At 53.7% G+C, this 25,349-nt stretch carries 19 protein-coding genes and 3 tRNA genes; 16 read left to right on the top strand and 6 right to left on the bottom strand.

The window, feature by feature from the left end:
* Positions 1-741, top strand: a 741-nt coding sequence (locus QM579_RS13140; protein WP_414999582.1) for a tyrosine-type recombinase/integrase, incomplete at its 5' end; no start/stop codon positions are given.
* Between the two features lie 207 nt (positions 742-948).
* Here the strand turns inward: QM579_RS13140 and QM579_RS13135 are convergent.
* Positions 949-1,025, bottom strand: a tRNA-Glu gene (locus tag QM579_RS13135).
* Between the two features lie 11 nt (positions 1,026-1,036).
* A tRNA-Gln gene (locus tag QM579_RS13130) sits at positions 1,037-1,111 on the bottom strand.
* Between the two features lie 718 nt (positions 1,112-1,829).
* On the opposite strand from QM579_RS13130, the gene QM579_RS13125 reads away from it, so the two are divergent.
* The 3 genes from QM579_RS13125 to QM579_RS13115 are packed head-to-tail and all read left to right on the top strand — an operon-like array spanning position 1,830 to position 3,802.
* Entirely contained in the window at positions 1,830-2,939 is a 1,110-nt protein-coding gene (locus tag QM579_RS13125; RefSeq protein ID WP_414999581.1) for a YeiH family protein, read from the top strand.
* A gap of 15 nt (positions 2,940-2,954) precedes the next feature.
* Positions 2,955-3,350 (top strand): biotin/lipoyl-binding protein, encoded by a 396-nt coding sequence (locus QM579_RS13120; RefSeq protein ID WP_414999580.1) that lies wholly within the window; start codon positions 2,955-2,957, stop codon positions 3,348-3,350.
* Positions 3,350-3,802: a universal stress protein gene (locus QM579_RS13115; protein WP_414999579.1), complete on the top strand. Its 453-nt coding sequence runs from the start codon at positions 3,350-3,352 to the stop codon at positions 3,800-3,802. The genes QM579_RS13120 and QM579_RS13115 overlap by 1 nt, the downstream gene beginning before the upstream one ends.
* Before the next feature lie 147 nt (positions 3,803-3,949).
* Here the strand turns inward: QM579_RS13115 and QM579_RS13110 are convergent, their stop codons facing one another.
* Positions 3,950-6,142: a glutamine synthetase III gene (locus QM579_RS13110; RefSeq protein ID WP_414999578.1), complete on the bottom strand. Its 2,193-nt coding sequence runs from the start codon at positions 6,140-6,142 to the stop codon at positions 3,950-3,952.
* Positions 6,143-6,300: 158 nt separating this feature from the next.
* Positions 6,301-6,723 carry an FKBP-type peptidyl-prolyl cis-trans isomerase gene (locus QM579_RS13105; protein ID WP_414999577.1) on the bottom strand — a complete coding sequence of 141 codons (423 nt, stop codon included), beginning with the start codon at positions 6,721-6,723 and terminating at the stop codon, positions 6,301-6,303.
* A 293-nt stretch (positions 6,724-7,016) separates the two neighbouring features.
* Between QM579_RS13105 and lysA the strand changes: the two genes are divergently transcribed.
* The 4 genes from lysA (at position 7,017) to QM579_RS13085 (ending at position 11,690) form a co-directional block, all read left to right on the top strand.
* Positions 7,017-8,294 (top strand): diaminopimelate decarboxylase, encoded by a 1,278-nt coding sequence (lysA, locus tag QM579_RS13100; protein WP_414999576.1) that lies wholly within the window; start codon positions 7,017-7,019, stop codon positions 8,292-8,294.
* Between the two features lie 276 nt (positions 8,295-8,570).
* The gene (locus QM579_RS13095) at positions 8,571-9,881 is read left to right on the top strand and encodes an MATE family efflux transporter (RefSeq protein WP_414999575.1); all 1,311 of its coding nucleotides are present in this window, start codon (positions 8,571-8,573) and stop codon (positions 9,879-9,881) included.
* Between the two features lie 50 nt (positions 9,882-9,931).
* Positions 9,932-10,825: a DUF2156 domain-containing protein gene (locus tag QM579_RS13090; protein ID WP_414999574.1), complete on the top strand. Its 894-nt coding sequence runs from the start codon at positions 9,932-9,934 to the stop codon at positions 10,823-10,825.
* A gap of 532 nt (positions 10,826-11,357) precedes the next feature.
* The gene (locus QM579_RS13085; protein ID WP_414999573.1) at positions 11,358-11,690 is read left to right on the top strand and encodes a YnfA family protein; all 333 of its coding nucleotides are present in this window, start codon (positions 11,358-11,360) and stop codon (positions 11,688-11,690) included.
* A gap of 259 nt (positions 11,691-11,949) precedes the next feature.
* On the opposite strand, the gene QM579_RS13080 is transcribed toward QM579_RS13085, so the two are convergent.
* A complete protein-coding gene (locus QM579_RS13080) occupies positions 11,950-12,339 on the bottom strand; it encodes a hypothetical protein (protein ID WP_414999572.1) in 390 nt (129 codons plus the stop codon).
* Between the two features lie 1,413 nt (positions 12,340-13,752).
* Between QM579_RS13080 and QM579_RS13075 the strand changes: the two genes are divergently transcribed.
* The 5 genes from QM579_RS13075 to QM579_RS13055 all read left to right on the top strand — a co-directional run bounded on the left by QM579_RS13075 (position 13,753) and on the right by QM579_RS13055 (position 19,743).
* Positions 13,753-14,682: a LysR family transcriptional regulator gene (locus tag QM579_RS13075; RefSeq protein ID WP_414999571.1), complete on the top strand. Its 930-nt coding sequence runs from the start codon at positions 13,753-13,755 to the stop codon at positions 14,680-14,682.
* Between the two features lie 126 nt (positions 14,683-14,808).
* The gene (locus tag QM579_RS13070) at positions 14,809-16,941 is read left to right on the top strand and encodes an FUSC family protein (RefSeq protein WP_414999570.1); all 2,133 of its coding nucleotides are present in this window, start codon (positions 14,809-14,811) and stop codon (positions 16,939-16,941) included.
* Positions 16,931-17,125: a DUF1656 domain-containing protein gene (locus tag QM579_RS13065; protein ID WP_414999569.1), complete on the top strand. Its 195-nt coding sequence runs from the start codon at positions 16,931-16,933 to the stop codon at positions 17,123-17,125. The genes QM579_RS13070 and QM579_RS13065 overlap by 11 nt, the downstream gene beginning before the upstream one ends.
* A gap of 32 nt (positions 17,126-17,157) precedes the next feature.
* On the top strand, positions 17,158-18,087 hold the full coding sequence (locus QM579_RS13060) for an efflux RND transporter periplasmic adaptor subunit (protein ID WP_414999568.1): 930 nt from the start codon (positions 17,158-17,160) through the stop codon (positions 18,085-18,087).
* Between the two features lie 9 nt (positions 18,088-18,096).
* Positions 18,097-19,743, top strand: a complete 1,647-nt coding sequence (locus QM579_RS13055; protein WP_414999567.1) for an efflux transporter outer membrane subunit — start codon at positions 18,097-18,099, stop codon at positions 19,741-19,743.
* A 23-nt stretch (positions 19,744-19,766) separates the two neighbouring features.
* Here QM579_RS13055 and QM579_RS13050 read toward each other — a convergent pair.
* A tRNA-Glu gene (locus QM579_RS13050) sits at positions 19,767-19,842 on the bottom strand.
* Between the two features lie 162 nt (positions 19,843-20,004).
* On the opposite strand from QM579_RS13050, the gene QM579_RS13045 reads away from it, so the two are divergent.
* The 3 genes from QM579_RS13045 (at position 20,005) to QM579_RS13035 (ending at position 25,157) form a co-directional block, all read left to right on the top strand.
* Positions 20,005-21,423 carry an NlpC/P60 family N-terminal domain-containing protein gene (locus tag QM579_RS13045; protein ID WP_414999566.1) on the top strand — a complete coding sequence of 473 codons (1,419 nt, stop codon included), beginning with the start codon at positions 20,005-20,007 and terminating at the stop codon, positions 21,421-21,423.
* Positions 21,420-23,000 (top strand): dephospho-CoA kinase, encoded by a 1,581-nt coding sequence (gene coaE / locus QM579_RS13040; RefSeq protein ID WP_414999565.1) that lies wholly within the window; start codon positions 21,420-21,422, stop codon positions 22,998-23,000. Before QM579_RS13045 ends, coaE begins: the two co-directional genes overlap by 4 nt.
* Before the next feature lie 105 nt (positions 23,001-23,105).
* A complete protein-coding gene (locus QM579_RS13035; protein WP_414999564.1) occupies positions 23,106-25,157 on the top strand; it encodes an ATP-binding protein in 2,052 nt (683 codons plus the stop codon).
* Positions 25,158-25,349 lie beyond the last annotated feature (192 nt).

The following is a 25,349-nucleotide window of genomic DNA, read 5'->3' as shown; positions in this document are numbered from 1 at the left end:
GTTGAAAAAAAATCCGTTATGCGGGCTTTTTTTGAATTCTGCGCCAGCAATGGCGTGAACAAGCTGACACTGCTCTCGGCTGCCAAAGCATACACCCTGCTCGCCCAGGTGGCAGATGCACGCGGCCCGCTGCGGGCCAACGTCTACCGAAAAAACCTGCTGGCCGCACGGAACTGGGGTAGAGTCTACATTGAGGGCTTCCCCCAGAGCGTTTCACCGTTTGAGATTGTACAGCCGTTTCAGGCCACCCATACGGAACGGTATGTTCCACCGGAAGAACATGTGGTCAAGGTGCTGAGATCCGCCAGCGGTCAGGATCTGGTCATGCTGCTCACGTTCTTTTTCACGGGTGCGCGCCGGGGCGAGGTGTTCCGGCTCTCATGGAGTAAAGATGTGAATCTGGACGAGGGGCGCATCAGGCTCATCGACCACAAGGGCAAAAATGGCCAGGTGCGGGTGCGCTGGTGCGACATCCACCCTGAACTCGGTAAGGCTCTGCGGTGGTGGCTCGAAGCGCGGCCCTGCAAGGTGGATAACGTCTTCATGCAGATGCACTGCGATGGCATGATGGTCGAGCCCCTTCAGCAGCGCAGCAAGCTTATGGGCACGCTCTGCAAACGGGCTGGCGTGGAGCCTTTCGGCTTTCATGCCATCAGGCATTGCTCGGCAGCGGTGATATTCAAGGCTGTGGGCCTCAACGGCGCACAGGTATTCCTGGGCACAGCCCGCAACCACCACTGACCGCTATGTACGGTCTGCGGACCTGTATGGCAGTCAGGGTGGTATTCTGGCGGCATTGGGCCAGAGCCTGATCGGCTCTGCGGCAGAGGACCTGCTGGAAAAGGTGATGCCCCATGAGGTAGTAACTCACGGGGCATCTTGTAACCGGGAAACTGTAACCAGTCGTTTCCAATAACTAAAAACAACGTGTAACCTGTTGAAATTTATTGGCGTCCCCAAGGGGATTTGAACCCCTGTCGACGGCGTGAAAGGCCGTTGTCCTGGGCCGGCTAGACGATGGGGACGCACTGTGTTTTGGCTGGGCTGCAAGGACTCGAACCTTGATTAACGGAGTCAGAATCCGTCGTCCTGCCAATTGAACGACAGCCCATCGCGAGGAATGTGTATATGTGATGGCCGCTCCGCTGTCAAGCATGAAATGTAAAAATTTAATTTTTCTTATTTACTCTATGTAGATATGTTTACCCTTCCCTTGCCAAAACGCGAGACGCACGAGCGGTATTCCGTTGCCAACCAGAGCATAGAACATTCCCCCAGCAGCAGACAAAACTGCACACAAAGATGTTTAGCAAGCCATCTCTGCGCGAGCGCGCAACCATAAAAATATCTTCCAACATGGACTTACCCGGATATCCGATCAGTCAGTCCAGACGACCCACCTAATCAAGTCCAATCTTTTTTGGGTTCCTCATTCAGGAGCCGTGCGTGGAGAGCTATGGCATTTACAATGATCCACACATTACCGCCCAGATTTTTCTTTCACAATCTATGTAAATACCAATGAATTTATCTCAATTAGTAGGCCATTTGAGCTAGTGCAAACGTGCTTAAGTGACTGTGGCAATCGCAACCATATAGATATTCAGTAATAAATCTCAAAAAATTATCGTTGTGCAACCAATCAACAACGCTATACTTCACTGATCATTTCGTTGCCAACCCACCACAATCATTCACATCAAGACCATAAAGATACTTGCGCTATCGGATTTCCCATGCTACTCGGATCAAAGACCTAACCTTCTAACCCTAACAAGTTTGTGAAAAAATGTTTATAACCTAACACTGCATGATGCCGGAGGAAGACAATGGAAGACAAAGGACTGCTGGGTAAAATCATAGCAATTATTCCCGGCTTGGCACTGATGATCGGCACATTAGCCGTACTTCGTATGTACGTGGTGCCCTGGTTGGGCGGCATAACGCTTTTTGGCATTAAGGGCTGGCCCGTCCAAGTGTTGAGCCTTAACTATATTCTGCTTTCCATCATTGCGGGCATGCTGTTTCGTAATGTGCTCTTTGGTGGAAAAATTCCCGGGTGGGCGGATGCTGGCTTTCGTACTACCCGCCTTTTCATCAAAACAGGCGTTATCATGCTGGGTTCGTTGTATACCCTGCAAAGCCTTCTCAAGCTTGGCATCAGCGCTGCCCTGCTGATCATGGCCTTCGTGTTTGGCACAGTTTTCCTCATCATGTGGTTAAGCAAATTATGGAAAGTCGACCGGTCTGTGGCGGCGGTAATGGCCGCAGCCTGCGGGGTGTGCGGCGTTTCCGCGGCTGTGGCTGCAGCGCCAGGTGTGCGCGCCCGGCCTGTTGACCTGGCCCTTGCCATAGCCACTATTCTTGGCTTCGGCATTGTAACAATGTTTATCAGCCCCTTTATCGGCAAAGCCCTTAACCTGTCAGACCTGCAATACGGCGCATGGGTGGGTACGGGTATTCTGAACTCAGGGCAGGTGCTTGCCACATGCCTTGCCTTCAACCCTGTGATTGCCCCAGGAACCGCTGTTGCCTACGGTGAAGTATGGAACGTGGTGCGCGTCATCAGTATCCCCTTCGTGGTCTTTGCCATCACTGTCTGGTACTGGAAAGGTGAAGGCGAAGCCGAGCGCATCAGCCTCAAAGAAATCCTTATTTCCAAATTTCCCATCTTCGTTTTGGGCTTTTTTGGCATGACCGCGCTGTCTTCTCTGGGGATGCTGGGCGCTGAAGGGTCCGAGACCTTGCATTTCCTGCGTGACTGCATGCAGTGGATATTCGGCATCGGCCTTGTGGGTCAGGGAGCGTACATTGACTTCCGTGAGATCAAGGCCGCAGGCGGCAAGCCTTTGCGCCTTGGTCTGACTGCGGGTATGGCGAAGTATGTGCTGGCCCTCATCGTCATCATGTTGTTCATGCCCAAAACCGGCGCATTTTAGTCAAAGGAAGATGTAATGAGTAACGACAAGCAAAAAATGACGGTATTTAAAAATGACCGGCATGAAGATATCGCCTCCATCATCTTCGCCGGGCTTGTAGTAATTTTCGTGCTTGGCTACATGGCCTTTATAGTGCCCACGGTAAAAGTAAAAGCCAGCCAGGATGGAAAACTCGTTTCCGTGGCAGTAGAAAAAGGCGCCCAAGTCAAGAAAGGCGACACCATATACACCCTGGAAATTGTCGAAAAAAAATGGAAAGACAATGTAATGGAAGAGAAGGTTGTCACCAAGGATATAAGCGTCAAAGCCAATGGCAAGGTGCTTGAAGTTCCGGGCAAACCCGGTTCTGCGGTGAAAAAAGGCAAGGACACCATCATTGTACTGGATCATGAAAAAGGCACGTTACCTTAATGGTTACGACGGCCCCCCAAAGGATATTACTGCTTCTTGATGAGGACAGCCCTGTGGCGGCTGAAGCCGTGCGTATTGCACAGGAAAACTCCGCCCAGTTGACCGCCCTTTTCGTGCTGGACGCAACGTGGAATGATTATGTTGGACATGACTGGCTCTCGGGCAGTGGCTCACGTGCGGACTTTATTGACTACGTGCAGCAGGAAGAGGAAAAAAGTGCGGAAAGGGCTTTTTCCCGGCTAAGAAAACTCGCGGGAGAAGCCATAGAAATCCAGTGCATCACCAAGGTCGGCAATGTGGTAGACCAGACGCGGCAAGAAATGGAAAAAGGCTATGACCTGCTCGTCGCATCCAACCCTTTACGGCGAGGTCTTGAACGGATTCGCGGCAATCTTGCCGCGCTCTGTGAAAAGGCTCCCTGCCGGATACTGCTTGTACCAGCAGACATTTGACAAACTGGCATACCCTGCCTTACGTCGACACCGCTATTAAAAAAACTAGCCCCCGACTCGGGGGCTAGTTTTTCAATATAAGTCTACCCAATTACAAAATCAGCAACCGACCTGCTTTTTGGGCTCAAACTGCTTAATTCTGCGATACTACTTGCCGAACAGAATTTCCTGATAATTGGGCAAAGCCCACAGGTCATCGGCAACACGGGTTTCCAGCATGTCAGCGTGGCTGCGCACCGTGGCCATATGCGGCAGCACCTCGCTGCAATAGCGGCGTGCAGCCTCAATTCCAACGCCTTGAGCGTCCACATCAGCCAGTACGCTTTCGAGCGTCGCAGTGGCCGCCTGTATCTGGCGAAGCTGCTCTGTCACTTCCTCAAGGGTTATGGTCTTGGCGTCCAGCCCCAGCGACCTCATGCTTGCAGCCGTACTTGCCAGCTCTCCCTGATAGCGCATGGCAGCAGGGAAGATGATAGTGCGGGCCATGCGAATGACGAGGTTTGCCTCTGTGCGCACAGTTTTGCAGTACTGCTCTACATAAATATCCTGACGGGCACGCAGCTCTGCCTTGTTAAGCACGCCCGCCTTTTCATAGACCGCCACCACTTCGGGTGCCACAAGCTCTGGCAGGGCTTCGGGAGTGGTACGCAGATTGGGCAAGCCACGGCGTACTGCTTCCTTGTGCCATATCTCGGAATATCCGTCCCCGTTAAAAATAACGGCGCTATGTTCTTCAATCACATGGCTGATAAAGGATTCCAGAGCTTCATTAAAGCTTCGGCCCTGCCCAGTTTCTCTTTCCAGCCAGTCGGCGGCAAAGCCCAGGGAGTCCGTCATCATGACATTGAGCGCCGTAATGGACCCGGCGGCGGACTGACTGGACCCCAGAGCGCGGAATTCGAAGCGGTTGCCCGTAAAAGCCACCGGGCTTGTAAGGTTGCGGTCGCCCGGGTCGGCGGGCAGCGGCGGCAAGGTGTCTACCCCAATGTTGAGCGCCCCACGTTTTTTGCCGTTGGCGGCATCATCGATACGGCCAGCGCGAAAGGCTTCAAACACTTCGGTGAGCATGTCGCCCAAAAAGATCGACATGATGGCCGGAGGAGCCTCGTTGGCCCCCAGGCGGTGATCATTGCTGGCGCTGGCCACAGTGGCGCGCAAAAGGCCGCCAAACTTATGCACACTACGGATCATGGCCGCGCAGAACACCAAAAACTTTGCATTGGCGTGAGGCGTTTCGCCAGGGTCAAAAAGCGACCCCAAGTCCGCATTGCCGATGGAATAGTTAACGTGCTTGCCCGAACCGTTGACCCCGGCAAAGGGTTTTTCATGCAGCAGACACTTGAGCCCATAACGCTTGGCCACATTGCGCAAGGTGGACATAATGATGTGGTTGTGGTCCACGGCCAGATTGCTGACCTCATAAAGAGGCGCGATCTCATACTGGCTGGGGGCCACTTCGTTATGACGGCAGCGCACAGGCACGCCCAGCTTGTAGAGCTCACGCTCCACTTCCATCATATAGGAAAGCACCCGCTGGGGAATAACGCCAAAGTACTGATCACTGAACTCCTGCCCCTTGGCCGGACGCGCACCAAAGAGGGTGCGGCCCGCAATCTGGATGTCAGGCCTGGCAAAGTTGAAGTTGTGGTCAATGGCAAAATATTCCTGTTCAAGTCCGGCATAAGCCACCACAGGCAGTTCTGTTTCCTGCCCGAAAAACCGCAGCACGCGCTTGGCTTCGCGGTTGAGCGCCTGACTGGAACGCAAAAGCGGCGTTTTTTTGTCCAACGCCACACCTGTCCACGAAAGAAACATGGTGGGGATGCACAAAAAAGTGCCATTGGGGTTTTCCATAATATAGGCAGGGCTTGTCACGTCCCATGCCGTATAGCCGCGCGCCTCAAAGGTGGAACGCAGGCCACCGGACGGAAAGGACGAGGCATCAGGTTCGCCCCGGATGAGCATGGACCCAGAAAATTCGGCAATGACCCCGCCGGAGCCGTCAGGCATGAGAAAGCTGTCATGCTTTTCGGCAGTCTGCCCGGTGAGCGGGTAAAAAATGTGCGTAAAGTGAGTAGCCCCTTTTTCAATGGCCCAATCCTTCATGACCGCCGCCACGGTATCAGCGATGGAGGGGTCCATGCGCTGACCGAATTCAATGGTCTTGTGCAGGGAGCGGTAAACGCTCTTGGGCAGGCGCTCACGCATGACACGGTCATTGAAAACGTTACAGCCAAAAATATCCGTTGGCCTGGTATCGGAAAAATTAAGGGGGGCCGCTTCAGGTTTGTAGGTGGTGATAGCCTGAATGGCACTGTGTCGGGCGGACTTGCTGCTCATATACGAACCTCGCGTCTGAAAGGGGGATGACGCACCACAAAATCGTTCTAAAACTCATCTGCCGAAAGGCTGCGCAGCAAGGCTGCTGTGTCGCCGCCTTTCGGCAGAGCCTATGAAAAAGGCCGGCAGACTGTCGCCCGCCGGCCTGACGTCTCATACTATTTGACGCCGACGATCTCGATTTCAAATGTGAGGGACTTGCCCGCCAAAGGATGGTTGGCGTCAAGGGTCACTTCGTCAGCGGTCACTTCGGTAATGGTCACGTCCATCTGGCCCTGCTCATTGGACAGTTGCAGGGGCACGCCGACATTGAGGGGAATGTGGTCCGGCACCTGAGCGCGGGCCACAGTGAAAACCAGCTCCGGGTCGGCTTCGCCATAGGCTTCGGCAGGAGCGATGGTTACAGTGACAGAGTCCCCGGCTTCACGGCCTTCAACGGCGGCTTCAAAGCCAGGAATAAGCATGCCCTGGCCCATGACGAACTCCAGGGGATCGCGCTCACGCGAGGAATCAAACACAGTGCCGTCATCCAGGGTTCCCGTATAGTGCGCACGCACCGTATCGCCTTTTTTGATGGGCATAATAAATACTCCAAGATAGTCTTGTGGGCGGTTTGGCGGGTGCCCTGCCGCATGGTTCCATATGTACGGCCCAACGGCACAAGCGCATGAAAAGCGCCCGTTATCAAAAAAGAAAGCAGAACACGGCAGGCTTTTTATGTCAATCCAACATTGCCATACGAACACCTACAGGCGGACAAGGCTTGACAGTGCGCACCTTGACCGGGATAATTATAAATTACACCCCCCAAGGTAAATTACTGCCCGGGCACGGGCGGCACCAGAAATTTTTTGAGTTATCCCCAGAGGTATTTATGTCCGACATCCGCTCCAGCTATACTGATGATCTGCAGTTTTACGGTCGCCACACCCCGCGCGAACTGGCCGAAACCTTCGGCACCCCGCTTTACGTATATAATGAGAGCGTGCTGCGCCAGCGCTGCCGCGACCTCATTGGGCTTTCGAAACACCCGGGCTTTGGCGTCAACTACTCCATCAAGGCCAATGCCAACCCTGTTCTTTTGCGCATGGTGCGTGAAGAAGGTCTGGTGGTGGATGCTATGAGCCCCGGCGAACTTTACATGGACCAGCTTGCTGGTTTTTCGTCCGAACAGATTCTTTATATCTCCAATAATAATTCGCGCGAAGAGCTGAAAAACGCCCTTAAGCACAATCTGCTTGTCAGCGTGGACTCACTTTCGCAGCTCGATGACCTGGGCGCCATCAACCGGGGCGGCAAGGTTATGGTGCGTTTCAATCCCGGCATCGGCGCAGGGCACCACGCCAAGGTCGTGACCGCGGGCAAGGAAACCAAGTTTGGCGTCAACCCCGGCCAGATGGACGAGGTTTTCGCCCTGCTGGAAAAGCACGACATGACTCTGGCTGGCATTAACCAGCATATCGGCTCGCTTTTTATGGAGGCCGAAGGTTACCTCTACGCTGCGGAAGTGCTGTTGCACATGGCAGAACAACTGCCCGAAGGCGCGCTGAAAACCCTTGAAATCATCGACTTCGGCGGCGGCTTTGGCATTCCCTACCACAAGTATGAAGAACAGCCCCGGCTGGACATGGCCGAACTGGGCAGCCGCCTGCATGCCCTTATCAGCGATTGGGCCGGAAAAACCGGCTATGCTGGCCGCTTTCTTGTTGAGCCGGGCCGCTATGTAGCGGCAGAATGCAGCGTACTGCTCGGCAGCGTACATGCAGTGAAAAATAATGGCGAAAAGCGCTATGTGGGCACGGATCTTGGCTTCAACGTACTGGTGCGCCCCGCCATGTATGATTCCTTCCACGATGTGGAAATTTATGGCGAGACCGACGGCAATCCCCGCAAGGACATGGTGCAGACAGTGGTTGGCAACATCTGCGAAAGCGGTGATATTCTTGCAAAAGATCGTGAACTCCCAGAAATATGTGAAGGAGATGTGCTCGGCATACTTGACGCGGGCGCATACGGATTTACAATGAGTTCGAATTATAACCAGCGCCAACGGCCTGCTGAGGTGCTCATTCAGAGTGACGGCACGGCAAGGCTCATCCGTCGGCGTGAATCTCTTGAAGACCTGATCAGCTGCCTTGAAGGCCTCAACTAGGACATTTTGAACTTGAAATAGTCGCGTTACGGCGAGCAAAGCTCGCCGTAATCAATTTCGTGGCAAGAATTTGCACACAAATCCTTGCAAAATAGTTGACTTATTTCATTCGCAAATTGCTCTAGCCACATATAACTTCGTAACGGACTGCCGTGACGGAACTGCGATTCTGCCGTGATTGAACAACGCGGCCTGTCCGCTTCTCAGAGTCGGCCGAAACCCGACCTGAGCACATCTCCCCGTGCCGTATGGCGCCTCACATGGCCCCAGTTGCTCATGATGTACCTTGTGTTCTTCATGGGTCTGGTGGCCGTGTGGGTTGCGGGACAAATCAGCGCTGAAGTCCAGGCTGCTCTGGGTATGGTCAACCAGTGTGGCATCTTGCTCATGGTGGTTGCCATGGCCATCTCCAGCGGGGCCACCGCAGCCGTAAGCCAGTCGCTTGGGGCGCTCAAGGTGGCACGTGCCCAACGTTATGTGGGCACGACCGTTGTGGGCTGTTTTGCTCTGGGCTTTGTGGTGGCGCTGTTTGGCTGGTATTTTGGCGACGCCATTCTGGGCATGCTTATGGTGCCAGACAGCATCATGCCTCTCACAAAAGAGCTTTGGCAGGTCGGCATGCTGGCACTGCCCGCTCAGTACGTATATGCAGCCACAGGCGTTATGTTTCGCGCTACGCGGCAGGTTATTCCCCCTCTTTGGGTGGCTGCCGCTGTTTGCGTGGTAAACCTGCTGGCCTGCCTTGGCTTTGGTCTGGGCTGGTTTGGTCTGCCCAACTGGGGCTATATGGGATTGGCTTGGGCCACAGTGGGCTCACAGTGCCTTGGCGCAATTTGCAACTGCGCCCTGCTCATGCATTCTGGCTATCTGCAACGCCGAACCCTGCCCACACCGCGCTGGCTCAAAGCAGGCCTGCCCTATCTGCTCAAAGTGGCCTTGCCTGCCGGAGCAGCGCAGGTCGTATGGCAATCCGGCTATCTGACCCTCTTCGTTCTGGTGGCCTCTCTGCCCTTTGACAGCGTCAACGCCTTGGCCGGACTCACCGCAGGTTTGAGAGTAGAAGCCTTGCTGTTCCTGCCCGGTATGGCGTTTAACATGAGCGTGGCGGTTCTTGTGGGCAACAGTCTTGGCGCGGGCAAACCCGAAGAAGCCAAAAAAGTTGCTCTTACAATGGTGACTGTTTCGGCCATTGGCATGAGTCTCATTGCGGCCCTGCTCTGGCCTTTCAGGCAGGATATTGCTGTGCTGCTTTCTCAGGAGCCGGGCACTCAGGCCCAGATTGTAAACTACCTGACCTATAACCTGCTCTCCACCCCCTTTTCTATTGCCAGCACCGTCATGGGCGGCGTCATGACAGGGGCGGGAGCCACCAAGTACAACCTGATGATTTTTGGCGGCACCTTCTGGCTGGTGCGGCTTCCCCTAGGCTGGCTGCTTGGGCATGTTCTTTGGGGCACGGCCTCTGGCGTATTTGTTGCCATGCTTGTTTCCCAATGCCTGCAAACCAGCATCATGCTTTATGTGGTGCTGCGCCGCGACTGGATGCGCTTTGTCATGAGCCGAAGCCGTCAGCCGCACCAGGCCTGACACTGTCAGAAACTGCAGATCCCCGCGCGGCCCCTTCCAAGGAGATTATTGTGAGCAAAAGTTTTTCCCCCATAAGTCTGGATGACAGTCAGCGGTATTATGAGCTCTGGCAGCGTACCCCACAGCGTTCGCTGGACTATACCCTGGCCAACCTTTGGGGTTGGCAGGACTACTATGGCCTTGAGTGGTGCTTTGACGACAATCTTTGCTGGATACGCCAAATGCGTCCATATCCCATTTGCTGGGCTCCGGTGGGCGATTGGAACGCTGTTGACTGGAAAAGCCTTCTGCCCTGCTCCTTCAACGAAAACGCGCATGACGTGGTACGCGTGCCGGAAAAGCTGCTGTACATATGGCAGGAACAACTGCCCGGTCTTGTGGATGCAGAAGAAGACCGCGGGCAGTGGGAATACCTTTACAAGCAGGAAGAACTGGCAGAGCTGCCTGGCAACCGCTACCATAAAAAGCGCAACCACTATAACAGTTACGTCAAAACCTACGGCGAACCGGACTACCATAGCCTTGATGATGCAATGGTGGAAGATGTGCTGGCAGTTCAGGACGACTGGTGCCAGTGGCATGAGTGCGAAGATTCTCCTTCCCTCCGGGCCGAAAATGAGGCCATCAACCGCGTGCTGAGCCATTGGAACAGCTTTCAGGGGCTCACGGGCGGTTCACTCTACGTGGATGGCAAAATGGTAGCCTTCAGTGTTGGCGAAGACCTTGATGGCGAAAGCCTTGGTGTTCACTACGAAAAGGGCCTTAACGGATTCAAGGGCGTTTACCAGACCATCAACTGCACCTTCGCCCGGCGCGCGGGAGCAGGGTTCACCTATATGAACCGCGCGCAGGATCTGGACGAAGAAGGCCTGCGCCAAGCCAAAATGACCTACCTTCCCGCTGATTTCCTGCGCAAGTACAAGGTACGTATCCGCAAAGCTTGATGCCCGCACGGATCCCCTCAAAAAATATTCACACGTAATAAACGGCTACATCTGCATATGACAGTGCAGATATTACCCTCACGATCCGCACCCTGCAGGTCGTGAGGTTTTTTCAGGTCTACCGCCGGAGTATTTTTATCTTGAATTACCCTGGCGATTGCGTGAGCAAACGCTTGCAGAGATGATACAAACAGTTTCATCTGGCTGTATGAAAAAACTACAAATATACAGCGTTGTAACGCAATCTTTAAAGGATAAGAGGCAACAATTGTGTTTAAAGACAGCGCGCGTAACGAATCAATTCATTCCATGCAATGACTGTCGCATGCATAGTCCCTTCGGACAAAGGCTGCTGTAAAGGTATACTTGTTTTCGCAGTTACGACGCAAGAAGCTGCCGCCAAATACTGCATGAATAACAGATCTGTTTATTGCAGCAGCGCATCTCTCGACCTTGGGCTTTTGTTCTGGCATGCTGCGCAACGAGGGGTTTCGCCAACTGCGCAAAGCGCAATTTATTTCAAAGAAGCACTATGATCGTAAAAACATTCTTGTTGTTTGTGGTGACGGCCATTGCTGAAATTGTCGGTTGCTACCTGCCTTATTTGTGGTTGCGTAAAGGCGGGTCGCCCTGGCTGCTTGTTCCGGCGGCATTGAGCCTTGCTATTTTTGCGTGGCTTCTGACCATGCACCCTGCGGCCAGCGGCAGAGTTTATGCGGCTTACGGCTGCGTGTACGTTGTAACGGCTCTTTCATGGCTCAAATTTGTGGACGGAATTTCTCTCTCCACTACAGACATGGTCGGCGGCGTAATCGCTCTTGCGGGGATGCTCATTATTGTTTCCGGCTGGGGTAGCGCAGCCTGAAATCGCCGGGCAAAACTGAAAAAGCCGGTGTCAGACCGGCTTTTTGAGAGGAAGGAGAAGGAGATGATATAGAGGTAAAGTGCCTGCAGGAGAGGTTTCGGCTTGGGGCTGCCGAATGAATAGATCTTATGCCTATCACTCTGGTTTGTTGTGTCAGCACTATGATTTCTGGGTGACAAAATCTCGCAGAGCAAATGCACAAAATTTCAAAATTTTAAACACCGTTGCTGAACAATACACCCTCCACAAAACACTGCGCCTATTCCTGCCGTGCCCGGCCTGCTTCCTGAGCAGCCAGAGCCCATTCATCCGCGAACCTCTGCAAGTCAATATTATCCTCATTTGCAAATGGGTACACATCAATTCTCTTTTTCAATTCCAGCATACTTTCTTCAATAAGCTTCACGCGCAGATCAATTTCTTTCAGAACACTCAAAATTTTCAATAAAATCATTAGGACAACCGCAAATAAGAAATAACCAAGGTACCGCGCAAAAACTCCAAACATGAAACCAAATTCTCTTGAAATTTTCAGATCATAGCTCATGTAAAAAGAACATATAACAACACAGAAAAACAATCCCCAGATCACCACAGGCAGCAATCTTTTCAATATAGCCCACGATGAGGATAATTCTTCTTTGTCCATGTGTTACCGTGCTCCTGTTTTTCTATCCACTCTCACTCTGCGCAATGGAATTTTGCACAACTTTCGCAATATTTCGTCAGCCCGTCCTCACAAACAGAGACAGCATTTTTCTTAATTCCGCTTTGATACAAGAAATTCAGTCTGCTGCGCCAGAATGAGCCTGTGCAGCACCGAGAATTCATATATTCAGGCATAAAATTCAGCGCTGCTTCTGTAGTTGCCTTTTCAGGCGCACCATTCAAAAGTTCGCAAGAGGCAACCTCGCAGCCTTCAGAAACACTTAACAGTCACGCATTCTGCACCATGCGTGCACAAGGCCGACAGTATACTGTACAGGCAAAACGGCGGAAAAAACCCGCCCTGCGCCAGCCAGGACGGGCTCCCCCTGCCTCTCCTTACTCTTCCCATAAATTTCAGGATAAACTCTGTATACAGCAATAAGCACATCTATTGCTGCGGCGTCAACGATATAGACAAATAGAAAAAATTAGCAGCATAGCTTTAAAAAAGCCCACCTTGCACCAAGGCAAAGTGGGCAGCTTCAATTGGCTGCATCCGCACGGGAACACAGCCAGGGCCAACGAAGCATCATAACCATATAGATGAGGAAGAAAATTCGTCAAACTCTCTTTGTAATCGATAGCCTTCTTAAAAAAGACGAAACCCAGGCGAAAGCAGTTGCTGTTGAGAACAATACCCGTCCCAACAAATTGCAAATGAGTCATCCGGCCAATCGCCTCCAGTCATATCCATTGGATATGATTTTCACGCAACAACCGCACAGACGGGCAAATGAAATTTTCAAATTCAATATCGGTTATAGCTAGAAAACAGGCAAAAACATCAAACCGCAAGGCTCCAAGAATCCTGCACAACTGAAATCTGCCTCCATTGAAGAACAAAAATGCTCATGCCACGACAAACAAACCGCTGTGAGTATCACAACATGATTTCGTAGCTGCCAAATAGCTGCGAAATGCCAGCGCATATAAAAGCCTGCTGGTTCAGATGTTGTAACGCTCTTTCATGGCTCAAGTTTGTGAACGGAGTTTATCTCTCCACTACAGAGATTGTTAGCTGGTTTGGTGCAACACGGACACAATTCTCGGTCTGCTGCAAAATCGCCAGAACGTGGCTGTCCCAAAACCGTGACGCTACCATCGTAATCACCGCGATTTTTTTTAAATATCCCACGTAAGACGCTGACTTTTCGGAGGAATCGCCAAAGTTTACAACTTAGCGAACACCCCGAGATTACACTTGATATACGCATGGAGTACGTCGTCTTGCCGAAAGACCGGGAGGAAAGGACAGCTATTAGTTGAGAGACCGATGGTCACTTGTCTTCAAATGCTCTCTCCATTACTCAATGTTAAACATCGTTGCGTTTTGGTTAACTGATTGGAGGTGGTCATGGCGCATCCGGACTTTAACTTGCTTTTGGCATTAGATGCCCTGCTGGATGAAGGCTCTGTCATTGGCGCTGCCCGTCGCATGAATTTAAGCCCCCCGGCGATGAGCCGCACCTTGAGCCGTATTCGCGATGCCTTGGGTGATCCTGTATTTGTTCAAGTGGGCCGTAAGCTTGTACCAACACCTAAAGCACTTGCGTTGCGCGAGCAGGTACGCATGGCGGTCGAACAAGCTACACAGGTGTTTTCATCCGACGCCGAGATCGATTTGAAATCGCTGGACAGACGTTTCAACGTTCGCGCCACCGATGAATTTGTGAGCATGCATTTGGGCCGTCTGTTGGGAAGAATGGCAATGGATATGCCTCGCGCCATGCTGCGCTTTTCGCCGGAAGCGGATGACGTGGACGAGGAAGCGCTGCGCAGTGGCCGCATCGACCTGTTCATCAGCGGTTCACGCAAGCTGGGGCCGGAGATTTGCGTGCAATCACTGTTTACCACGACATATGTTGGCGTCGCCCGGACAAATCATCCAATTTTTGACGACGGAATTACCCCCGAACGCCTCGCCCGCTGGGAACACATCAACGTGTCGCGGCGCGGAAAGTCCATCGGCCCCATCGACACGGCCCTAGAAGAGCACGGTTTACGCCGTCATGTTGCCTTGGTCGTGCCGAACCCGTACACGGCATTGTTCGCGCTACAGGATTCTGACCTGCTGCTGCTCTTGCCCAAAAATCTGGCCAGCAGCGCGCTTGCCGCAGGACTGCGCATTCGCCTGTTCGAGCTGCCGGTTCCATTGGAGACAGTGCTGCTGACGCAGGCTTGGCACATGCGTATGGATAACGACCCTGCTCATCAATGGCTGCGGCGCACGATCCACGCCCTCTGCAACAGCGACGCGGCACAGACGGCCAGGCGAGCAAAATAGAACGGAGGGAAGCAATCTTCAATACGTGCGTTTAACGCAATCGTCTCAATGCAATAAATTCACTTTTCGGAACGATAGGACGTATCTACAGTGCTGAGTATCAATTCACTGTAGAAGGGTTCTATAATGCTTTATGCGAATGTGCCATCGGCACTATCAGGCCTTTTTTCTTCCTACCTACCCCTGCTCCGGAAATATTTTTTTCGTGGGTTGCCTTACCTTGACCTGACCACACCGCGTGCGACTTACGTGATGCGTTCGATTTTTGCCGCAGCTATGGGGCTTGTGGTTGCCTATATGCTGGATCTACGTGCACCGTATGCAGCGGCATCCAGCGTTCTTCTTGTGATCAACCCTGTTCAGGGCGCTGTGATTGAAAAAGGCGTATGGCGGGTACTCGGCACGCTGGTCGGAATGCTCGCATCCTTTATCCTGATGAGTTTATTTGGCCAAAGTCCCTGGCTGTTTCTGCTCGGCTTTGGCTTGTGGATGGGCGTTTGCGTGGTGGGGATGACGCTTCTGCGGCATTTCCGGGCTTATGGCGCAACCCTTGCGGGCTACACTGTGGGGATGGCGGCCTATGGAGCCATGGGGCATCCAGAACTTACGTTTTCCCAGGTGATGGGGCGCGGCGCTTCCGTGTTGGTCGGTGTGGTGTGTCTTGTGTGCGTGTCCGCACTTTTCAGCACCCGCAGCGTACAAAACCGTTTGGAAGCGCAGCTGCGTCGGTTGGCATCGGCCACCGCAGGCATTCTTTCGACAAATCACCATACCATTCACAATGGTGAGACACCAGAAATTGAACCGCTGGATGCGGACAGGCGCAATCTCATTATTGAAGTGTATGGGGTGGATGACCTGTTAGCGCTGGGAAAAGCCGAATCTCCCGACCTTGCTCACCGTGCCGCTACAGTCCGGCAAACTATGGTTTCCCTGTTTTCTGCATTGGTAGGCGGTATGCCCTCCATGCAGAAAAGCAGCGCAAGCCTAAATACCCTGAGAACGCTCAAGTCCGCCTGGGAGCTGGCATGGCAGCAAGCCAGCCAGGCATTGGAGCAAAGCTCCGGCGGACTGGAGCGCGCCATTAAAATCTTGGTAGATATGCGTGCTCAACTAACAGACACGTTTTCCATGCCATCGCTTGATGAAGCGTCTGAGCATGCCGCACTGATGGCCGCTGGTGATCGGATGCTCGAACAGCTCGACGACTTTATTGAAGCCTTAAAGGGTCTTGAACGCTTGCATGCCCCGCTACCGGCATCAGTACAAGTCTCCGTGCCGTTCTACCGGGATAAGACGGCCGCAATACAGAACGGGCTGCGAGCCCTGTTGACTGTCTTGCTGGGCGGTGCCTTCTGGATAACGACCGGATGGACGTACGGGAGCATGATGCTGGCTGGACTGGCGGCGGGATGCGCGCTGCTGTCCACTGCTCCCAATCCTGCGCTCGGCGCCGTTGAATTCATCAAGGGCACTGTCGTCGCCGTTGTAATGGCATTCCTCTGCTCCTTTATCGTACTTCCCCATATTGATGGGCTGCCGATGTTGCTCGTGGTATTGGGGCTGTTCTGGTTGCCGGGCGTTTACGCAACCTCGATGCCCCGTCATGTGGCGGCCGGAGCGACCTATCTCGTCGCTTTCACCACGCTGGCTGCACCAGACAATCCGATGAACTACGATTTTGCGCTGTTTCTCAACAGCTCCGTGGCCTGGATACTGGCAACATTTTTTACGCTGGTGGGGTTCAAGGTTCTACTGCCGCGCAATCTTTCGCGTGACGTGGTGCGCTTGCGTCTTGCTATCCGCGATAATGCCTTTGGTACCTTTAGAGGAAAACGAACGGATGCAAAAGTGTGGCAATGGAGCCAGCAGCACCGCACGGCCCAACTTGGCGCGCTTCTCAGAACACAACCGGAGGCGATGGGACGAGAGATCGCCAATGCTCTGGACAGTATTCATTTGGGGCGAGAGGTCTTGCGCCTGCGCAACTGGCTGCATCATGCACCCAAAGATTCTGAATTACGCCGCCAGCTCTCAGTCGCTTTTCGATATATGAACCGTCGGGTCAAAGATCCCAAAATGGCGGCACGGCATGCCCGCCGCGCTGCCAGGTCCTTGCCGCAATTATCATTAACAGGCAGCTCCGCCATAGCCGAAGCACAGCGATTGAGATTCGTGTTGCTTGATATTGCGGCATTGCTTGAAACCCGCGCAGATTACTTTTCACAACATTCTGGGGGCCCTACTGATGCTAAGTGAGTTCTCGGTGGCGGGCATCTACCTGCCGCCATTTTTTGTATACTCGTGTGCCGCGCTGCCAATATATCTGGGGATTCGCTCCCTGCTTACACGCAGTGGTGCCTTGAGGTGGGTCTGGCATCCAGGTTTATTCGGATTCGCTCTTTCCCTTTGCCTTGTTTCAATGTTGATTCTCTATGTTTAACCTCTCATTTTCAAAAAAGGTGTTGATTTTTCATGTCTAACCGTTTGTTTCCAGCAAAGCAGATCATCCGGGCGGGGCTTACATTATCCATCGTCATTTTCGCATGGCTTCTGGTAAGCGCGCTTTGGCGCGCCTATGTCCTCGCGCCCTGGACACGCGATGGCCGCGTCAGTGCGCAGATCGTCCGTATCGCTCCGGAGGTATCTGGTACAGTATCGGATGTCTTGGTATCCGACGACCAGCATGTGAAGCAGGGTGATATTCTCTATCGCATAGACTCCGCTTACTTTGCGCTGGCATTGGCACAGGCCGAGGCGCAATTGGCTGCGGCGAACGCATCGTTACTCCAGAAAACCGAGGACGCCAGGCGACGCCGTGGCATGGAGAGCATTGTGCCCGCTGAAGAAATCCAGCGGGCGAATCAGACGATGGCTATCGCCCAGGCGGATCTGAGCAGTGCGCAGGTTGCAGTGGACAAAGCGAAACTGGATATGGAACACACCGTCCTGCGCTCCCCTGTGGATGGATATATAACGCGCCTGCGGCTGAACAAAGGCGACTATGCGGTGACTGGCCAGCCGAATATTGCCCTGGTGGACGCGAACAGCTTTCAGATCATCGGCTATTTTGAGGAAACCAAACTGCACGACATCCAGCCCGGAGCATTTGCTCAGATTCGCTTGATGGGTTTTGACGATGTGCTTCCTGGCCGGGTAGTGAGTATCGGACGAGGGATAGCTGATACTAACCAACAGGCTGACGCACAAGGTTTACCAAACGTGGCGCCGAGCTTTAGCTGGGTTCGCCTTGCACAACGCATTCCAGTGCGTATCGAGTTCGAACGACTCCCCCCCAACCTTGTTTTAGCCGCAGGCATGACAGGAAGCATTGAGGTAACGACGCCGGAAGGCAACAGGCCACCTCAGGGCCGCCTGACAACACTGCTGCACAGTTGGCTGTAGGGTGTGGTCATGAACACGGCACGGAATCATGTACTATTACGTATTTACGGCGCTTCTTTGGCCGCCTTGTTGTTGGTGGGCCTGTCAGGCTGCATGGCTGTTGGCCCTGACTTTAAAACGCCCAATTTGAATCTGCCTGCAAACTGGGTCGAGCCCAACCGCCGATTGGCCAACAGCAATCAGGATGGACTGAGCATGTGGTGGCGGTCATTCAACGATCCGTTACTCGACAGGCTGGTTGATCAGACGTTGGAGCGTAATCAGGATCTCGGCATCGCGCTGGCACGTTTGCGGCAGGCGCGCGCTGAGCGTGTTCAGGCCGCGTCAGCATTTGGACCTACGGTTTCTGGCGGCGGAGCTGGTGAAACCCGACGCACCAGTGAGGCACTCAGCGGGCAAGCCGGCGGCGAGTCCCGAACTTGGCTTGCTGGTTTTGACGCAAGTTGGGAGCTGGATATCTTTGGCGGAACGCGCAGAGCCGTCGAAGCGGCAGATGCGGGCATTGAAGCAGTTGCCGAAGATCACCGCGCATTGCAGGTGAGTCTGGTTGCAGAACTTGTGTCCAACTACGCGGGGCTCCGCGCTACGCAGCAACGCCGGACCATCGCCCATGACAACATCCGTACATTGCTCGAAAGCGAACGGTTGGCTGAACAGGCCTATCACAGGGGCATGGGCACCTTGGCCGATATGATGCAGGCCCGGGCCGAACGTAAAACAGCCGAGGCGCAGCCACCATTGATGAACGCTGATATTGCCCGCTTCAGCCATGCCATTGGTGTACTGGCTGGTGGTTTTCCGGGAGACTGGCACGCAGCTTTGGCCGAACCTTCTTCAACCTTGCCTGTATCTGCCTGCCTGCCGCTTTCATTACCATCAGAGGTAATGCGTCAACGTCCTGATATACGGGCAGACGAACGGCGTCTTGCTGTAGCAACCGCACAAATTGGCGTTGCCGAGGCCGAGCGCTTTCCCAAGTTTACCATCCCATTAGGTATCAGCAGCACCGTCAGCCTCATCCGCGACCTCTTTTCCAGCGCCAGCCTTGCATGGTCGGCAGGGGGGCAGGTCAGCCAATCCATTTTTGATGGAGGGCGGGCAGGCGCAGGTGTGAAGGCGGCACAGGCCAATGCCGATGCGGCAAGGCTCGTTTACGAGCGCGATGTGAGGTTGGCCCTTCGGGACGTGGAAGATGCCTTGACGGCATTGAATAGTGAACGCCTGCGACAGACACCATTAAAGGAAGCCGTTGCCGACAGCCAAAAATCCCTGGAACATTCAACGCAGCTTTATGGCCGGGGATTGAGCGCCTATCTTCCGGTGCTTGTCGCACAACGTGCGGTCAACCATGCACGAGATGCTCTGGCCCTTAGCCAATGGGAAGAAGCACGCGGTGTTATTGCCCTTTACAAGTCGTTAGGTGCGGGCTGGTCCGAAACGACACCAATGCAAAAAGAAGATCACACCAGCGAATTAAAAAATCAACAGCTCAATGATCCTACTGTGCAAGAAGCATGTGCCGCGTATCTTCACCACCTTGGAACAGGTGTATGGCCGCGTGAAGGCAACGAGTATTGGAGCAAGGTAAAAAAATCAGTTGTAAAAAATGCCCCTAGGAAGGGGATCATCAACAAACAAAAAGGCACTTACAGCTAAAACTGCAAGTGCCTGATTTAATTTGGCGTCACCAACGGGATTTGAACCCGTCTTAGCGGCTTGAGAGGCCGCCGTCCTAACCGGATAGACGATGGTGACAGCGAGTCTCTTTTAAGAAGGTAACGAACTAATGTCAACATTACATATGCTGGCAACAGACGAAAACGGCTGAAAAGAATGCATTGCCGACTGCATATTTGAAGTGCTAATATATAAAAAGACCGGGAAATCCCGGTTAATTCCCGCCCGGAGGAACCCCTCATGTTTTCCCGCCTTCGTCTGGTTTGCCTTACATCTCTTCTGCTTCTGATGGCCGCATGTGGCGGTAAAAACGTTCCTCCCCGCGATGGAGGTGCCCCCTCATGGATGGGCACCATAGCAGACCTGCGCCAATTTCCGCAAAATCTTGAAGTCTACGCTAAAGCTGCTGGGCAGAATAAAATGCTTATTTCCCAGGCAGAACAAAGCCGCCAGCTGGCCCGCTTTGACCGGATTTTTTTTGGCCCTTGGGAAATGCGTAAAACCTCCATGCGCAAGCGCGACGTTGCCGCCATTTTCAATAAGGCCCGCGGCTATAAGCAAGGCAGCGAACGCTGGACCCAGACGGAATGGGACGCTATGGCCCGCAATGCAAACCTCAAAAATTTCCCCACTCGCGCTCAAGCTGCCATTACCGTGCGTAATACAGATCTGCGCGAAATGCCCACGCACCTGACGCGTTTTTCCGAACCCACGCCAGATCCCCGTGCCAACCCATTCGACTACTTTCAGTATTCCTTGTTGCCTCTGGGCACACCCGTGCTTATTGCCCATACATCCAGTGACGGCAGATGGCACTTTGTTGAATGCCCCATAGCGGGCGGATGGGTTGATGCCGAAGATCTGGCGATGGTTGACGACAGCTTTATGTCGCTTTACCGCAATGCTTCCTTTGCGGCAGTTGTAAGAGACAACGTGCGCCTCACGGACCAGACTGCCCAATATGGGGCTTCCGCCTCAACCGTGGGCCAAAGCGTAAGTATAGGCACCATACTGCCCGCGCTCGCCGGAGGGGGCTTGAGGCCCTCAATCGTGCCCAACGACCCCACAGCCCCGCCAGTCACACTACTGGCCCCGGTTAAAGATAGTAGCGGCATGGCCCGTACAGCACCGTTCACGGTAGCTTCTTCTGATGTTGTTGCCCGTCCCCTGCCTCTGACGCCAGACAATGTGGCTGCCGTAGGCAATGTCATGATGGGCCAGCGCTATGGCTGGGGCGGCATGTTTGGCGAAAGGGACTGCTCTGCTCTCACCCGTGATCTTTTCACGCCTTTCGGCATCTGGCTTCCCCGCAACTCCGGCGGACAAGCCCGCGTAGGGGCCGTCAACTCCCTTGAAGGCATGACCACCAGAGAGAAGGAAGACACCATTTTGCGCTACGGCGTTCCCTTCCTGAGCCTTGTGGGTATGCGCGGGCACATCATGCTTTATGTGGGCAAATACGACGGTCGTCCGGCCATTTTTCACAATGTATGGGGAGTTCGCACTGTAGAAGGCAATGACGACAATGCCCGCTTTGTTATTGGCAGGGCGGTTGTCACGTCCATTACGCCTGGCAGCGAACTGAAAAACCTGTACCGGGGCACGACCTTTGTGGACAGGTTGCGCACCCTTTCCACTCCGGCGGATACCCTTCAGTGAGCAGCCTGCAACTGGAAATTACCGCCGCTCAGGCAGGCCAGAGGCTTGACCGCATACTGAGCGACGCCAAACCTGATCTTTCACGGGCGGCCTTGCAGAAAGCCATTCAGTCCGGGCACTGTACCGTGGACGGACTAGTTGAAACCAGACCCGCAGCCAAGGTCAAGACGGGGCAGCAGGTACACCTGCAACTGCCGGAAATATCCAGCCAACTCCAGCCTGAAGAGGGACATCTGGAAGTGCTCTGGCAGGACGAGCACCTCGTGGTTTGCAATAAGCCCGCAGGTCTTACCGTACATCCCTGCCCCTCCTGCCCGGAACAAACGTTGGTGCAGCGCCTTTTGGCGCGCTTTCCCCAACTGGGCAAAATCGAAGGGCAACGCCCCGGCATTGTGCACCGGCTCGATAAAGACACCAGCGGCCTTCTGGTTGTGGCTCTTACCGAAACCGATCGCCTCAGCCTCAGCAACGCCTTTGCTGAACGCCAGGTCCACAAGGAATATCTGGCCCTTGTGGCTGGGCTTCCTCCACAGAGCGGGCAGTGCCTTGAATCTGTAGGGCGTCACCCCACCGCCAAGGTAAAAATGGCCATTGTGCCGGAAAACCGCGGTGGCAGGCATGCCCATACGGAATGGCAGCGTCTCTGGCATTCGGAAGACAAGAGCATCTCACTGCTAGCCGTGCGCATCCATACAGGGCGAACCCATCAGATACGCGTACACATGGCCCACCTGGGATTCCCACTGCTGGGCGACAAACTGTATGCCCCCAAAGCCGTGCAAAGCATGGCCCCCCGTCAGATGCTGCATGCGTGGCGCTTGAGCTTCACGCATCCTGTCAGCGGCGAAACCATAAAATTTTCCTGCCCGCCACCAGAAGACGTGCCGAACGCAGCTCTGTCGACGGACAGACGCATGCAGCGCCTTGTTATCACTGGCAATCCAGGCAGCGGCAAGTCTGCCTTTACGGCGTGTCTGGCCCAAAAAGGTGTGCCGGTCATCAGTGCCGACACAATTGTGGCAGACCTTTATGCTCCTAAAGGCACTGGCAGCCAATGGATAGCCAGATTGTGCGGCGGCAGCCTGCTTGAAGCTGACGGATCTGTAAACAAAGAGGCTCTTTTGGCTGCCATGCAGGAAGACCCTGTGCTGCGCCGTGATGTGGAACAAACCGTTCACGCTCTGACCAGGCAGGCTGTGGAAACTTTCTGGTCACGCCTGGAAGCTCAGGGTACGCCCCTGGCTGCCGCTGAAATCCCACTATATTTCGAATGCGGCTGGCAGCAGCTTTTTTCGCCGAAGCCGCTGACCGTGGGAATTCATTGCCCCATGCCCCTGCGTACTGTGCGCACGGCAGAGACCAGAGGATGGAGCCCTGAAAAAATGGCTGCCCTTGAGGCATGGCAATGGCCTGAAGAACGCAAGATGGCCGCGTGTGACATGATTATAACAAACGATAAGGATTTACAGCATCTTGATGAAGAAGCGACCCGCTTTCTCCAGCAATTGCAGCTTCATCTCGAGAAGAGCCATCGGCAACAGGCCGATCTTCTTGCCTCTCTGTGGATAGAGCACTAACGAAAAACAAGCTCTATAGTGCCCCTTTCATTGACACTCCTCTCTTCAACCGGATAAGGTGCCACCTTATCGCAGCAATTTGCTTAACCTTTTTTGGAGCGCCGTATGTCAGCCCCTTTCAAGGCCTCTGACGGCCCCTGTGCCAACCCCTTGATTCTGGCACTGGAAATTTCCAGTTCAGCGCTCCTTCATGACCGCAAGGAACCCTTTCTGCAGGCCAGCCTGGCCAGCATTGGCGAAACCCTGCACTGTGGGCAAGTAACCCTTATAGAATACATTAACGACACATGGCTCGAACCCTTTGCCTGGACAAGCGGCCGGCAAAGCTCAACTTGCAGCCTGCCTCCGCCCACCCTTGCAGATCTTGCCCCGGTGCTTGAAACGTTTACCCGGCGAGCGAGCTTTTGCGTTTCAGACGTTGAACACCTGCCCGAAGGGCCACAAAAGAAAACGCTGCAAGCGCGCCAGATCAAATCCGCATTCTGCATCCCCATCCTGCACGAAGGCCAGTTGTACGGGGGCCTTTGCCTCACCCGGCAAACCCAGGCGCGGGAATGGACGCCTGAAGAAACCAGTATCTGTCATTTGCTGGGCAACATCCTGGCCATGGTGCTGACGCACTTTCGCCTTTACGGGCGGCTACGCCGAAAGCATCGGCAACTACGTGACATCCTGGATGCGTTTTCCAATCCTGTCTGTATTATTGACATGGAAACCAACAAGATACTGTTTTCAAACAAAAGCGTAAAAGAAACCTTTCCCGACCCAGAAGATCTGCAGCACGACATCTGCTACAAAAAGCTTATGGGCCGTGAAAATCCCTGCCCCTACTGCACCAATTCTATTATTCAGGAAACAGGCGAGCCATATCAGTGGACCTACCAGAACGAGATGTCCAAACGCACCTATACGGTAGTGGACAAGGTCATCAAGTGGGATGACGACAAACCCGTGCGCCTGTCTATCGCCACCGAAGTTACAGATATTTTGCGCACACGGCATGAAAAGCAGTCGGCAGTCATTGCCTCACAGGCAAAAAGTGAATTTCTGGCTCACATGAGTCACGAAATCCGCACTCCACTCAACGGCATCATCGGCCTCACCCATCTGGCACTGCAAAGCGCCCCTGCCGGGGATCTCAAAGAATATCTGCACAAAATCCGCTCTTCTTCCACAAACCTGCTTGCGATCATTAACGACATTCTCGACCTCTCCAAAATAGAAGCCAACAAAATGGTACTGGAGAACGTCAATTTTATGGTCGAAGAAGTTCTTGATTTTGTATACACATCTATCCGCTTTCCACTGGAACAAAAAGGGCTTCAGTACAAATGCGAACTGGCGGATGACGTGCCTCTCAAACTGTGGGGCGATGGTTTGCGCCTCAAGCAGGTGTTGCTCAATCTTCTGAGCAACGCGGTCAAGTTCACGGCAAGGGGCAACGTGGGGCTGCAGATTATCAGAGAACAGCACAAGTCTGAAGACAGCCTGCATTTTATCATTTCAGATACGGGCATGGGCATCAGCCGCGAATACCAGCAGCATCTTTTCGACCCGTATACCCAGGCCAGTTCCAGCATCAGCCGCCGCTTCGGCGGTACAGGCCTTGGGCTGACCATCTGCAAGCGCATCGCGGAACTCATGCAGGGCAGCCTTTGGTGCGAAAGCGAACTCGGTTCCGGTTCATGCTTCCATCTGCGCATCCCCTGCATGCCAGCCCGAAATGTATACAGCGAAGCTGATGATGATTCGCACGGTGTAGCACCACTGGAAAATGCAGAAAATCTCAAAATACTTCTGGTGGAAGACAACGAGATCAATCAGGAAATCGCCAAGGCCATGCTGCGCCATCTTCACGTTGCGTGTGATCTGGCCCAAAATGGCCGGGAAGCCGTGCACATGACGCTTGAAAATTCTTACGACGCCGTTCTTATGGACGTGTATATGCCGGTTATGGATGGCATGACCGCCGCCAGTGAAATCCGGCAAAAAATGAAACTCGGCAAGAAACCCTTGCCCATTATTGCAATGACCGCCGTTACTCTGCCCGAAACCGTGGATGAAATTATGCGCTCGGGCATGAATGACCATATTTCCAAACCCGTCAGCCTGGCGGCTTTGCGCAAAAAATTGTCCCATTGGCTCAACCGCCCCTGACAATTTTTCGCCAAACGCTCAACAAAACGATCATGGCAGCCAAAATCAGCAAAACCAATGCCGCCCGGCAACTGGAAAATCAGGGTATTGCGTACACCCTGCATCAGGTTGACGTGGACGAAAACGACCTCTCTGGCGTCACGCTGGCCCACCATCTGGGGGTGGAGCCGGATATGGTGTTCAAAACCCTTG

The sequence above is a fragment of the Desulfovibrio sp. genome (genome assembly GCF_047607245.1).
Classification (GTDB): domain Bacteria; phylum Desulfobacterota; class Desulfovibrionia; order Desulfovibrionales; family Desulfovibrionaceae; genus Desulfovibrio.
Note: the sequence above shows the minus strand (reverse complement) of the source record. Positions and strands in the feature narration are given on the sequence as shown.

Bases quoted from the DNA above. Each gene is read 5' to 3' on its own strand.
- QM579_RS13070 (WP_414999570.1), top strand. From the start codon at position 14,809: ATGCTTTATGCGAATGTGCCATCGGCACTATCAGGCCTTTTTTCTTCC.
- QM579_RS13045 (WP_414999566.1), top strand. From the start codon at position 20,005: ATGTTTTCCCGCCTTCGTCTGGTTTGCCTTACATCTCTTCTGCTTCTG.
- QM579_RS13110 (WP_414999578.1), bottom strand. From the start codon at position 6,142: ATGAGCAGCAAGTCCGCCCGACACAGTGCCATTCAGGCTATCACCACC.
- QM579_RS13075 (WP_414999571.1), top strand. From the start codon at position 13,753: ATGGCGCATCCGGACTTTAACTTGCTTTTGGCATTAGATGCCCTGCTG.
- QM579_RS13120 (WP_414999580.1), top strand. From the start codon at position 2,955: ATGAGTAACGACAAGCAAAAAATGACGGTATTTAAAAATGACCGGCAT.
- QM579_RS13035 (WP_414999564.1), top strand. From the start codon at position 23,106: ATGTCAGCCCCTTTCAAGGCCTCTGACGGCCCCTGTGCCAACCCCTTG.
- QM579_RS13065 (WP_414999569.1), top strand. From the start codon at position 16,931: ATGCTAAGTGAGTTCTCGGTGGCGGGCATCTACCTGCCGCCATTTTTT.
- QM579_RS13055 (WP_414999567.1), top strand. From the start codon at position 18,097: ATGAACACGGCACGGAATCATGTACTATTACGTATTTACGGCGCTTCT.
- QM579_RS13095 (WP_414999575.1), top strand. From the start codon at position 8,571: ATGATGTACCTTGTGTTCTTCATGGGTCTGGTGGCCGTGTGGGTTGCG.
- QM579_RS13115 (WP_414999579.1), top strand. From the start codon at position 3,350: ATGGTTACGACGGCCCCCCAAAGGATATTACTGCTTCTTGATGAGGAC.
- QM579_RS13080 (WP_414999572.1), bottom strand. From the start codon at position 12,339: ATGGACAAAGAAGAATTATCCTCATCGTGGGCTATATTGAAAAGATTG.
- QM579_RS13105 (WP_414999577.1), bottom strand. From the start codon at position 6,723: ATGCCCATCAAAAAAGGCGATACGGTGCGTGCGCACTATACGGGAACC.
- QM579_RS13125 (WP_414999581.1), top strand. From the start codon at position 1,830: ATGGAAGACAAAGGACTGCTGGGTAAAATCATAGCAATTATTCCCGGC.
- QM579_RS13085 (WP_414999573.1), top strand. From the start codon at position 11,358: ATGATCGTAAAAACATTCTTGTTGTTTGTGGTGACGGCCATTGCTGAA.
- lysA (WP_414999576.1), top strand. From the start codon at position 7,017: ATGTCCGACATCCGCTCCAGCTATACTGATGATCTGCAGTTTTACGGT.
- QM579_RS13060 (WP_414999568.1), top strand. From the start codon at position 17,158: ATGTCTAACCGTTTGTTTCCAGCAAAGCAGATCATCCGGGCGGGGCTT.